The sequence below is a fragment of the Sinanaerobacter sp. ZZT-01 genome, from assembly GCF_035621135.1.
Lineage (GTDB): Bacteria > Bacillota > Clostridia > Peptostreptococcales > Anaerovoracaceae > IOR16.
On sequence record NZ_CP141728.1, the window covers coordinates 1,145,332 to 1,158,351 of the forward strand.

The 13,020-nt window shown below is 37.8% G+C and carries 11 protein-coding genes; 3 read left to right on the forward strand and 8 right to left on the reverse strand.

What is annotated here, in order from left to right:
- The first annotated feature begins 102 nt into the window (after nt 1–102).
- On the forward strand, nt 103–654 hold the full coding sequence (locus U5921_RS05575; protein ID WP_324825476.1) for an RNA polymerase sigma factor: 552 nt from the start codon (nt 103–105) through the stop codon (nt 652–654).
- Entirely contained in the window at nt 651–1,814 is a 1,164-nt protein-coding gene (locus U5921_RS05580) for a DUF4179 domain-containing protein (protein ID WP_324825477.1), read from the forward strand. Before U5921_RS05575 ends, U5921_RS05580 begins: the two co-directional genes overlap by 4 nt.
- A 116-nt stretch (nt 1,815–1,930) precedes the next feature.
- Here the strand turns inward: U5921_RS05580 and U5921_RS05585 are convergent, their stop codons facing one another.
- From U5921_RS05585 to U5921_RS05610, 6 genes are all read right to left on the reverse strand, one after another.
- Nucleotides 1,931–3,202, reverse strand: a complete 1,272-nt coding sequence (locus U5921_RS05585) for a dihydroorotase (RefSeq protein WP_324825478.1) — start codon at nt 3,200–3,202, stop codon at nt 1,931–1,933.
- On the reverse strand, nt 3,171–4,412 hold the full coding sequence (locus tag U5921_RS05590; protein ID WP_324825960.1) for a hydantoinase/carbamoylase family amidase: 1,242 nt from the start codon (nt 4,410–4,412) through the stop codon (nt 3,171–3,173). The genes U5921_RS05585 and U5921_RS05590 overlap by 32 nt, the downstream gene beginning before the upstream one ends.
- Before the next feature lie 5 nt (nt 4,413–4,417).
- Complete coding sequence (locus U5921_RS05595) at nt 4,418–5,107, reverse strand: aspartate/glutamate racemase family protein (RefSeq protein WP_324825479.1); 690 nt, start codon at nt 5,105–5,107, stop codon at nt 4,418–4,420.
- Between the two features lie 23 nt (nt 5,108–5,130).
- Nucleotides 5,131–6,522: an allantoinase AllB gene (gene allB / locus U5921_RS05600; protein WP_324825480.1), complete on the reverse strand. Its 1,392-nt coding sequence runs from the start codon at nt 6,520–6,522 to the stop codon at nt 5,131–5,133.
- A 14-nt stretch (nt 6,523–6,536) separates the two neighbouring features.
- Nucleotides 6,537–7,961 carry an amidohydrolase family protein gene (locus tag U5921_RS05605; protein ID WP_324825481.1) on the reverse strand — a complete coding sequence of 475 codons (1,425 nt, stop codon included), beginning with the start codon at nt 7,959–7,961 and terminating at the stop codon, nt 6,537–6,539.
- Between the two features lie 158 nt (nt 7,962–8,119).
- Entirely contained in the window at nt 8,120–9,721 is a 1,602-nt protein-coding gene (locus U5921_RS05610; RefSeq protein ID WP_324825482.1) for a Na+/H+ antiporter NhaC family protein, read from the reverse strand.
- A gap of 231 nt (nt 9,722–9,952) precedes the next feature.
- On the opposite strand from U5921_RS05610, the gene U5921_RS16200 reads away from it, so the two are divergent.
- A protein-coding gene (locus U5921_RS16200; protein WP_417765010.1) for an IS3 family transposase occupies nt 9,953–11,319 on the forward strand; the annotation gives its coding sequence in 2 pieces (ribosomal slippage) (nt 9,953–10,430 and nt 10,430–11,319; 1,368 coding nt in all).
- A gap of 66 nt (nt 11,320–11,385) precedes the next feature.
- Here U5921_RS16200 and U5921_RS05625 read toward each other — a convergent pair.
- Both U5921_RS05625 and U5921_RS05630 read right to left on the reverse strand, forming a co-directional pair.
- A complete protein-coding gene (locus U5921_RS05625; protein WP_324825483.1) occupies nt 11,386–12,159 on the reverse strand; it encodes an IclR family transcriptional regulator in 774 nt (257 codons plus the stop codon).
- Between the two features lie 393 nt (nt 12,160–12,552).
- Nucleotides 12,553–12,921: a pyridoxamine 5'-phosphate oxidase family protein gene (locus tag U5921_RS05630; protein WP_324825484.1), complete on the reverse strand. Its 369-nt coding sequence runs from the start codon at nt 12,919–12,921 to the stop codon at nt 12,553–12,555.
- Between the last annotated feature and the right edge of the window lie 99 nt (nt 12,922–13,020).

A 13,020-nucleotide genomic window follows, 5' to 3' on the forward strand; every position in this document is an offset into this window, starting at 1 on the left:
AAAATACTTTTTAGATCGAATGTATTATTGAAGAACTCTTCACAACGACTTAACTGTCCGAAAAAAATTGTAAATAAAAAACTTAGTTATAACGAGGTTACTATGAATGATCAACAATTATTGATACTGCTCCAAAATTCTCCTTCAAAAGGACTTGCAAAAGCGATTGATTTATATGGAGATTCAGTTCGTTGGATTGCATGTAAAATATTAGGTCTTAACAACTCAGAGGATATTGAAGAATGTGTTTCAGATATTTTCGTTCGGTTCTGGCAAAGCTTAGAGCGTTTTGACAGTACATCTAATGTTCCATTAAAAAGCTATCTTTACGGTATTGCACGACACACCGCTTTGGACTATCAAAAGCAGAAAAAAAGCATACTTCTCGTACCCCTAGAAGAAGATGACCTTTCTTTGGACGTGGATTTCACGGGTGAGCTTGCAAAGAAAACAAATCTCCTAATTTTGCATGATGTAATTGAAAACATGCCGTCACCCGATCAAGAAATTTTCATACGCCGCTATTTTTTAGAAGAACGGATAAAGACAATTGCCGGCGAATTGCATCTGCCGGAGAAGATGGTAGAAAACAAGCTGTATAGGGGAAAAATGAGTTTAAAACAGCAATTAATCGAGAGGGGATTTATTATATGAATAAACTAACTGATTTGATAGATAATTGGACACCTGATCCAAATAAGCTGGATGAAATGAAAGATAAGGAACGAGATTCTTTAGAAATCCCTCCTTTTACGGAGAGCGAACGAGCAGCCTTGCTCAAAAAAGTGTTAACAAAATCTAATCTTTCCATTTTTGACACGACTGAAGAAGCAAAAGAACCGATTCAGCAGGAGATACAAAAAAATGTACCAAGCCAAAAGACTGGATGGAATTTAAGATGGAATCAAAAAGCAAGAAAGCGACGGCTTTTCCCTGTCATTTTAATTGCAATTCTTGCAATGGCAACTATATCTTTTGCTGCCGTTACCACGATTATCGATCCTGTTTTTCTTACGTACCTTAAACCATCCTACCAAGAACAAATCGATGCGCTTCAAAATTCTGCAATACTACTGGGACAAGAGAGCAGCAATAATGGTTATACGGTAAGAGCAAGACAAGCAATTGGAGATAAAAATATAGTCTACGTCCTATTTGATCTAGTTGCTGAAGACGAGAGTGTTTTTAATCTTCCATATTATAATTTTTCTTCTAATAACATTACAGTAGAGAATTCGACGCCATTATTTCCTTTCAGTTTTCCGGGAGGTCATGGCATGGGTTATTTTATAGAACAGATGGAAGACGAAGATCCGGACGATAATATTAGAACATTCCTTTTATGTTTAAACTCCAGCAAAAGCCTACTAAATAAAAAATTGGAAATTCGGCTTGAAGATATCTGTATTTATCATAGCAGCGAACCGTTTGAAGAAACCCTGATAACCGGTCAATGGAATCTTGAGATTCCTTTGGACTATAAGGATGCTTCGATTACCACGCATCCTATGAAACGAATCTCCTTTTCGGGTACCGATAAAAGTGTGTTCATTACTTCATTAAGGATTTCGCCGATTTCTATTACTATTACAGCAAAAGGACGCGGTGTTTCACTGTACGATACCGCACAGCATGCCGGAGATTCAACGGGAGATATTGAAATAACCCTAAAGGATGGAACAAAAGTTAATCACAATTCATCCGGTACCAATACAGACGGCTTCTCTTTCACTAAGGATCAGACCTTTTCAAATATCATCGATTTAAGGGAAATTGAATCAATCTGTTACATGGGTGTTGAACTCTGGCATTAAAAATCCTATTATAAAAAGGACTGCCGCCTCTGAATCGCCATCCTGAAAGTTAAATTTTTTAGTCTAACTTTCAGCGGTTACTTCATCGGCAGCCTTTTAATCAGTTTTGTATTTATTTAATTTTCTTCGTATACAATGGCGCCATTACAAATAGTAAATTTAATTTTTCCATAAAGTTTTTCCCCTATAAACGGGGAATTATTTGATTTAGAAGCAAAGTCAGATTTTACAATCCAAGCTTCGGACGGATCGAAAATCACTAAGTCTGCATCTCCGCCATCTTTAATGATGCCTGCATTTAGGGCATAAAGCCGTGCTGGTTTATAAGTCATCTTTCCTAAAAGCTTCATCATTGTCAAATGTCCTTTACGTACTAGATAGGTATTTCCCAGTGCCAATGCTGTTTCAAGTCCAATAATCCCACTCGGTGCTTCCAATAATCCCTTTTCTTTCTCCTGTGCAGAATGTGGAGCATGGTCTGTAGCGATCAATTCCAACGTATCGTCTTTTAAACCTTCAATTAGCTTAAATCTATCATCTTCTGTTCTAAGGGGAGGGTTCATCTTCGCATTTGCTCCTATTCTCTTCACTGCTTCTTCCGTTAAAGAAAAATGATGGGGGCTCACCTCGGCCCATATATTCGCTCCTAATTTCTTAGCCAAACGAATCAACTCTACAGAATTTCCAGAACTAACATGCTGGATATTGACCTTAGCTCCTGTCTCCAAGGCAAGCATACAGTCTCTGGCTACCATCACATCCTCTGCACAATGACTTGCCCCCGGTATGCCTAATTCTTCGCTGACTTTTCCTTTATTCACACCTGCTTTATCAATTAAGCTTGGGTCCTCTTCATGAAAACTCAATACTGTATCTAATCTTTTCGCTTCTTGCATTGCTCCCAGTACAGTTTTCGTATCTTTTAAAGCATATCCATCATCTGTAAATCCTACTGCGCCTGCTTCCAAAAGTTTCTCCATATCCGTCAACTCTTCTCCGCACATATTCTTTGTAATACTCGCAGTTTGGAGAACACGGATCTTTGCTTTCTCTGCCTTTTCTTTTATATAAGAGAGTGTTTCTTTATTATCCACAACCGGATTGGTATTTGCCATACAAATAACTGTTGTATAACCCCCTTTTGCTGCTGCCTTGCAACCAGATTCAATGTCTTCCTTGTATGTAAACCCCGGGTCTCTAAAATGAGAGTGCACATCAATCAGTCCTGGTGCCACTACATAGCCCAAAGCATCAATGACCCGTTCATATTCATCGGTAATTTGATATTTTCCAATCCGATAAATCTTTCCATCTTTTATTATAATATCTATGACTTCATCCCTTTTTGTTTCAGGATCAATGATCCTTCCATTTTTCACTAAAATCATATCGATCCCTTTCTCCCTTCAAATATTCATATATGACCCTTGCTCCATCATAAATACTTTCCAATGAGGTAAATTCGCTTTTGTTATGGCTGATTCCCTTACAGCACGGAATAAATACCATTGCTGTTTTGGTAATCTCAGCAAATGTCATTGCATCGTGACCTGCTCCGCTCGGCATAAATTTATATGGAATCCTTAAATGTTCCGCACATTCTACCAATCGTTTTTGCATACTCATATCTAATTTAATCGGATCTGCCGCACTGATTTGTTCAACAAAAAATGCAATGTTTCTCTTTGTTGAAATATACTTTACTGCTTCACGCATTCTTTTTTCCATCGTATCTAATGAGTCAATTACAATCCCTCGCAAATCAATGCCCAGCATAACCTCTCCGGGTGTTACATTTAAAACATTTGGCAATGCATTTACTACACCTACTGTCGCAACGGATTTTCGATGGCTTTCATCTTTTCCAATACGTTCCACCTCCAAAATAAACTCTGCCGCTGCACAAAGTGCATCACTTCTCATATTCATTGGAGTTGCACCCGAATGTTCTGCTTTTCCATGAATGTGTACATGAAATCTTCTTGGGCCTGCAATGTCAGTAACAATTCCTACCTTCATCCCGTGCTCTTCCAAAACTTTGCCCTGTTCAATATGCAGCTCTAAATATTGTTTTACGTTACTAATCTGGGGCGGGTCCATAGAAAGACCTCTTTTTTTAAAGATTTCGCCAAAAGCAATTTCATCCTTTGAATGTAGCCCCTCTACCTCATTTCGTCCAATCCGTTTTGTAATCAAGCTGCTTCCAATCGTACATCTGCCAAAATTACTCGATTCCTCACAGCGAAACGCCACCGTGCGAATCGGTAATCCCAAATTATCTTCTTTTGCCCACTTCATTATCAAAATTCCTGCAATGATACCTGCTACACCATCATAGCGCCCACCGTTTATTACAGAATCTAAATGAGATCCAATTAAATAATATTCCCGATTTGACATTTCTACCGCAGCGTAAGTATTTCCTACTTCATCAGTATATACTTTAAATTCTTCTTCTTTTGCAATATCTATAAAGATATCATGCATACAATCTTCTTCCTCAGAATATCCAAGCCTCGTTACTCCGCCAAGATTTGTCATCCCCACTTCATAGAATCGGCTAAATATTTCTTCTAAGGCCTGTATGTCTTCTCTCATTGTTCTCACAAAAATACACCTCCTTCCCTCCTGCAATATCTTCTGACTTTACTTGTAGAAAGGCCTGCCTTTACCAAACCGGTTGCAACAATTAACGCACAAACCACACCATCCAAAACCGGAACTCCCAGTTTTTCCTCCATTTGTTTTGTAATATGCCCCATTCCGGCACATCCAAGCACCAATACCTCTGCTTTGTCTTCTACAACAGCGCGACGCCCCGTTTCAATAAAGCTATCTATATTATGCCAGTCAGTCTTAAATTCTCTTGGCCCTACAACCGATGCCAAGTATGAAGTTACTCCATATTTTCTGCAAAGAGCTTCTTTATTTGGAATAGGTCGTTCCCCCGTAGATATTACTGAAAAGCTGTGCCCCAGCATTGTTGCAAGCTTTAGAGAAGCTTCACAAATACCTACAATCGGCTTCTTACTAATTTCCTTTAATACATCTAGTCCCGGATCACTATGACAGGCAATGATAAATGCATCATATTCATCCTGCTTTTCTTTTACTATTTTTATCATTTTCACTTCTGCTTCCAGCATATCTTCATAGCTTCCGATAAACTCCGGTGCACCGCTATTTGCAATGCATTCAATCTCAAATTCACCATCTGCATACTTTCTTGCATTCTCTTCAATTACTCTTGTCATATCAATGCTGCTATTCGGATTAATAATGCAAATTTTCATCTTATATGCCCCCCTATCGATTTTTATAATGGACAAATTAAATTGCCATAACCCTTATTTTCCTCACTTACGTTCCCATTTTCCATTACGATACGTCCTCTTACAATACTAGCTTTTAATCGTCCAGTTAATTTCATTCCATCAAATATTTTTGCGGAATCTCTGCACTTGGTATACATATCAGAAGTTTTCACCGTGTATGGTTCCTTTGGATCTACAAGAATAATATCTGCATCTGCTCCCACTTGGATACTTCCTTTACGATGACTCAATCCGAATGTCTTTGCTGGATTTGTACAGAGCAATTCTACCATTTTCGCCAAAGACAGTTTTCCTTGGCTGACTGCATTCAGCATTAAGGGTAATCTCATCTCGATACAAGGAATCCCTGCCGGGCATTGAAAAATATTTTTTTCCCCTTTTTTCTTTTCTTCATATGTATACGGAGCGTGATCACTTCCAATAAAATCAACGGTTCCATCATTCACATATCCCCACATTCTTTCAACCCGCATTTTATCTCTAAGTGGTGGATTACATTTTGCGTAAGGACCGTAAGACTCTAGGAAGGAGTCATCCATTAACAAATAATGTGGGCAGGTTTCTGCATAAACATCCAAGCCTTTCGCTTTTCCCTGCTTAATCATCTCCATAGCTTCTGGTGTGCTGACATGACAAAATTCAATACGTGCTCCTGTACTTTCTGCAAACAATAGAAGCTTCGAGACCGTCTCATATTCTGTAATGGGCGGTCTTGAGTCCGCATGTGCTTTTCCCTGTATCCTCCCCGCTTCAATCATCTTCTTAATACCTACATGAATCATCGCATTATTTTCAGCATGAACTGCGCAGATTTTCCCACTCTTATAAATTTGTTTCATGCCCTCATATTGTTCTCCTGCATCTTTCATGACCAATCCGAGGAATTCACTTTCTCGATTCATTGGCGCCTCATGAAGAAACGTTTTAAAGGCAACAATCTTTCCTGATGCAGCTAATTCCATGATCTTATCCGGAAATTCTGACCCCGCAGCTCCATAAAAAGCAAAATCGACAATCGCAGATTCTTTTGCTGCTGCGATACGACGCTCCAAAATTTCTAAGCAATATTGCGGAGGGTTTGCAATTGGGTGCTCAATCATTGTTGTTACTCCACCGTTCGCCGCAGCCATGGTACCGGATAAAAAATCTTCTCTTTCTTCGTATCCCGGTGCTCTTACATGAACATGTGGATCAACCGTTCCTGGTAAGACTAATTTTCCCTGCGCATTTATTACTTTTTTAGAAAAGCTCTCACTTGTATTTGGCATTACGATAGATATAATTTTACCATCCTTTATATGGAGGTCTGCATTTATTGTCCGTCCATCTAAAAATACATCCCCATTTTTAATGATTAAATCTAACTGCTCCATGTTCCCCTCCATTATTAAAGCTTTTGCTCCTTCATATATTGTACATTTTTCCCATTTATATCTATAAATTGAGGGGTCGCCCGTTCTCCGATTTCATCTGCAAATGCTTGCGCCTCCCTCAATATATCTTCCATGTTAAATGTTATTGCTGTTTTATTTTCGACTAGAATCCGACCCTTCACAATAATGGTATCTACTTCATTCCCCCTTGCACTGTAAACTAGATTAGGAATGAAATTCCTGATTGGTTTTGTATATAATGGTGTTAAAGATGCCTGTTTTAAATCAACTAATATTAAATCAGCATCCTTTCCCTCTTTAATAGATCCGGTTATATGATCGATCCCCAATGCCTGAGCATTTTCAATTGTTGCCATTCGAACTACCTTCCATGCCGGCATCACTTCCGGATTTTCATAATGGACTTTATTTAATATCGCCGTCATTTTCATTTCATTGATCATGTTGTGGCAGTTATTTCCTGATGCTTGATCACTTCCAAGTCCGCAAATCCCTCCTGCATCCTGGAATTGCTTAGCCGGCGGGACAACCCCATCAATGATAGCTATGGAAGATGAGCATAAAATCATTTTAGCACCAGTCTTTGAAAATAGTTTGACCTCCTCCGGCGTGGCATCTGTTAAATGAATTCCTATGAAATCACAATCGAAATAATCTTTTTCCGCTAACCATGGAATTCCTTTCTTTCCATAGCGCATCATCATCTGTTTTGTTTCTCTTGAACCTTGTGATAAGTGCATATGAATCTTTGACTTTCGTTCCTTTGCCATTTTCTTAACTTTCATTAATGTGGCCTCACTGACAAAATCAGGACCTTGCGGACCAAACCGAATTTTTATCCTTCCATTGTCGACATCATTAAATTGATCAAAGAGATTCAGGCATTCGCATAACGTTTTCTGTCCGTAATTTTCATCATATTCATACAATTCCCCTGGTTTATATACACGTTGTAAAGCCTCACGGATTCTTATGCTAATGTTTCCTCTTACTCCACAATCTTTAATAAATTGACAAGCTCCTTCCATCTCGGTTCCATCATCTCCAATGGTAGTAGTTCCATTCATGATCGCCTCTGCAATTGCTAAACGGCTTCCGCCATTTTTTGCTTCATAGCTTCTTTGTGCTTCAAATGGAGCCATACCATGCATCATCCAATTATTAATATCCTGTGCCACACCACGTAATACTCCATGCCCGGAATGTAAATGCCCATCAATAAAACCCGGCATCAAAACTTTATCTCCCACCGTTATCAGCTTTTCCGCTTCATATTCTTTTTTTAACTGTTCGGAAGGAGCAACTGCAATAATTTTCCCACCGTTAATCGCAACTCCGCTGTTTGCAAGATAACCAACACCTTCCCCCTCCATGGTGTACATATGTTCTGCAAGTATCATTAAATCTATTTTCTTCATATGCTAACCTCCTTAATGAAAATTAAATGATTCATGAGCTTAACGGCGTTCGATAAAACCAAACGCCGTTTCTCTTACTATTTTTTTACTTATCTTATGAACGATCTGTTTCTCTCGATCGATTTATTAAGAAACAATACTCTATCTAATATTAAAAATTATCCTATCTTCACTTCCTTTGCAGCAAGTTCTGCTAATTCATTAGAAAAATCGTAATTCGCATATTTTTTAGCTGCAACTTTGTTCATTATTGTTACTGCTCCTAAGCAACAGACAATTCCAACTCCGAAAGAGAGAATTAAATTTTGTGTAAATGCACTGACCAAGAAGCCGATGCAAGAGCTACAGCCTACGATAAGTGCAAACGGGAATTGTGTTCCTACATGCTGTAAGTGGTCACTAGCCGTAGCCATAGAACATTTGATTGTTGTATCTGAAATTGGGGAACAATGATCTCCAAAAAGACCTCCGCCAACAGTCGCTGCAACTGCGATTTCAATTCCAATTCCAAACTGATAACAGACTGGTACTGCGATTGGTAACAGCAAAGCCCAAGTTCCCCATGAGCTTCCTGTCGCAAAAGAAATGACCGCACCGGCGACAAATACAACTGCCGGAATCAATTGCGCAGAGAATCCTGTACTTTCTACTAATCCTGCAATAAAGAATTTTAAGCCCATAGCATTTGCCACACCAGATAGGGCCCATGCAAATATAACTACCATGTTTACTTCCATTATTTGTACTACGCCAGAAATCCATTTGTCTACACCTTGATTAAAAGTGAACATTTTTTCCTTAACGCCAACTACAATCCCTGCCAAAGCCCCCATATACATTGCCGTCATAATCGCTAAAGAAATGCTTGCATTTAAAAAGGCTCCGGTTAATCCATTGCTCACTATATCACCTGTGTAGAAAATTACTCCAAACAATGTTACAAATAAGGTTCCCATTGGAATTAAAAAATTACTCAATTTAAGATCTTCGTTATCACAAAAATTTTCGTCCTCTGCATCTTTATAAATTGGATTATCAGTTGGTGCAATGATCTGCCCAGTTTTATCTGCACGAAGTTCCGCCAAATACATTCCACCAATCGGTTTGTTCATAGCAATAACAAACACAACCGTAATAATTGCTAAAATGCCATAAAAATTATAAGGCAGATACTTGATATAGATTCCCCATGGGTCAACGCTATCTTCCAACCCTAACTCTACTAGTTGTGCAGTAATTAAGCCAACAATATAAGGTCCATAGCTGCAAATTGGAGACATTGAAGCCACATTACAGCCTAAAGAATCTATGATATAAGCAAGTTTTACTCTAGCAACCTTCAGTGCTTCAGTTATTGGTCTCATAACTACGCCGAGCACAAATCCCGGTTCTGTATAAATAAAACCAATTGCCGCTGCACAAGTAGCCAGCTGTGCGCCTTTTTTTGTTTTAATACCGCGGGTAGCTACTTTTGCAAAAGCTTGCCCTGCACCAGTAACCTTTAACATTCTAATAAATCCGCCGGCGCCGCACATGATCAGCAAAGTATTGATGTTCCCTTTGCTGGTTAAAGGCGTGGCAATAAAGTCACGAATTAACACGGGAATTGCTTCAAAAGGATTCCAACCGCAAATGATAGTTACACCGATAAATGTGCCAATCATTAGCGGAAGAAGTGTTTTCTTAGTCTTAAGTGCTAAAATTATAACGATTGCAGGTGGTAATAATGAAATTATACCAAAACTCGATTCCATTTCCATTTTTCATTCCTCCCTTTTATTGATAAATACTACAGCTGCCATTGTTCATAATATAGGAACAACGTCTCTTTATTATGAACTCTTGTTTAATAATATAAATTAATTTATCATTTAATGCAATATATTATTTGAAAATTGCAAAAACTTTTTTAAGAAAATAAAAAACCGCCTAGCCTGAAGTGCACCCCAAATGTTAGACATTAAAATCTAATTTTTGGAGGTGCATTATTTATGTCTAGAAGAAGGAAGTTCTCTGATGAGGATCGCATGAAAGCAGTAACCATGGTTATTGAGCAACATCTGTCAAAGAAAGAAGTAGCACTACTATATAATACAGATGTATCTGTCATTAAAAGGTGGGTTAGCTATTATGAAGCCTTAGGAATTGAAGGAATTGTTTCAAAAGCCCAATATTATGATGGAAATTTTAAGGTTAAGGTTATAGAATATATGCATGAAAACGGTCTTTCAATAAGACAAACAGCTAGAAAGTTCAACATCCCGCAACATCCTACTGTTAGCAAATGGGAACGTATATATTACGAGGAGGGACCTGCTGCTCTTAGCCAAGAGCGTAGAGGTCGTTGTAAAAACATGGATACTAAAAAACAAGCAAAACCAAAACAGATGAATGAGCAGACAAAAGAAGATCTTATTGCAGAAGTTCAGCGTTTACGTATGGAGAATGATTACCTAAAAAAATTAAATGCCTTAGTTCAGGAAAGAATTGCCCGAGAGAATGGGAAATAGCTACCGTCATTGATGAATTAAGGCGGATACACAAATTGACGGATTTGTTGACATTCGCAAAAATGCCAAGGAGTACATTTTACTATTATCTAAAGCGTATGAAACAACAGAACAAATATGCTGAGGTAGAAGAATGTATTAAGCGAATTTTTCATGATAATAAAGGAAGATACGGTTACCGACGAATTACACTTGAGATGAAAAATCAAGGGTATAACATTAATCATAAAACAGTTTTAAAACTAATGAATAGAAATGGTATTAAATGTAAAATAAGAAAAGTAAAATATCGCTCCTACAAAGGTGAAGTTGGAGAAGTAGCACCAAACCTTCTACAGCGAAACTTTAAAGCTAATAAGCCAAATCAAAAGTGGGTAACAGATGTAACAGAATTTTCGTTACATGGAGAGAAAGTATATTTATCACCAATTCTAGATTTATACAATGGTGAAATCATTAGTTACAACATATCTAGAAGCCCTAATTTTAGTCAAACAATGGATATGCTAGATAAAGCGTTTAAAAAAATACCTAATAATATAGACCTTCTTCTGCATTCTGACCAAGGTTGGCAATATCAGATGAAAAAATATCAATTTAGATTAAAAGAAAAAGGCATTAAGCAAAGTATGTCCAGAAAAGGAAATTGTCTGGATAATTCAGTCATGGAGAATTTCTTTGGCATATTAAAGACAGAAATGTTTTACAAACATAAATTTGAAAGCACAGAACATTTTATTTTAGAGCTTGAAAGTTACATATACTATTACAATAACAGACGGATTAAAAGTAAATTAAAAGGACTAAGTCCTGTACAGTACAGGATTCAGTCCCTAAAGATTGCATAATAAACTGTCTAACATTTGGGGTTCAGTCCAGCCAGAGCGGTTCACTCTTTTCAGACGGTTAACATTTTAATAACTAATATTTTCTATTTTTTGAGTAATTTCTTTACTTTTTTCTATCACCAATTCTATCAAATGCTCTATGTTTTTTTGCTTTAATCGTTCTGTAGGTCCAACAATACTAATCCCATAGATTAGCTCTTTTTTTCCATTAAAAATAGGGCCACCGATTGCCGATACACCAGGGTCTGTTTCCTCAAAGCTGGTTGCATATCCCTTTTCACGTATTTCCTTTAAGTTTGATCTAAGCTCTTCTTCGTTTGAAATCGTATTTGGCGTAAACCGAGTCAAGCCATGCTCAATCACTCTTTGAATTTCTTCTTCACTTTGATAGGCCAATAAAATTTTTCCGGTAGCTCCGCTATATACCGGTGTTTTATGTCCCAATTTTGACGTATAGGTGATGTAGTTTTCGGCTTCAATCAAATCAATGCAGATTCCGCACAGGTCAGTATACGTAGACAACACAATCGTTTCGTGAACCTCTGCCATAAGCTCTCTCATACCTTTGGATATTACGTCTTTATAATCGTAGGTCTTTAAGATTGTACTGCCAACATCCATAATCTTCATACCCAGCTTATATTTATCAGTTACAGAATTTTGCTCTAACCAGCCGGCGAATTCCAATGTCTTTACAATTCTATACACACTGCTTTTATGTAAATTCATCTTTCTTGAAATTTCGGAAATCCCCATTTCCTTTGCATCTTTGCCAAATAAATTCAATAATTCAATTGCTCGAAGAATGGAATTAATGTGATTTTTCTGCTGTGTATCCACTCTGTCCCCCTTTCTCTTATCCTGAAAAGTATACCTCATCATACCATAAGTAACTAATTTTTACTATAATAAGCTTTGAAGAGCAGAAAGAATGATTTTAAAAATTTTTATATCACTCGCCCCTAAACAAAGAGGAATAAAAGCAAACAAAAGACAGGCAGATAATGTACCGCGTCAATAAGGATGTTTTCAGCTTCTAAGAAAGGCCGCAGGATTTTAAAGTCCTGCGGCCTTTCGTTTACCTTAAAGCCTGCCTACAAGGTTGAAATTGATAGCAACCTGAAAAGCAAAACAACAGCAACCCCACAAGTTTAGCAAGTGGAGATTGCTGCCGCAGGTATATCATATAAAGCACTTTATTCACTCTGGTTACTCAAAAGAAGTCAAGCTGATTCATAATGTCTGCTTTGCACTCTTTACTGTGATTTCCAAAACTCTGTTAAGAAAAGAGAGCTTCTGTTTCATTCTATCAAATTCCGGGCCAGACTCCAGAAAACGAGCTGTACCTTCGATTAAGAAGCCTGTCCCCATCGTTTGATAGCCCTCAACCTCTCTGCTGCCTAACGTGACTTTGACATCGTCATTCTGTTCTATGTTTCTTTGTGTCTTTCTCATTCCGGCGGCCGGGATGAGTATTTTATCACCTTCGATAACAATAAATGAATTCCATGTATTCACCACATGCGCCTCATTATTCGCACAAGTTACAATGGATACGACACCCTCATGTTTCAAGACTTCTAAGAATTTCTCTGTAAACATAATGAACCTCCTGTTACAATTAGCGGCTGATAGTTAATAACATCTAACTCCTCTGGTGACTTTTTTGCCTTTGTTATTTTATTATACTGCATCAAGTGT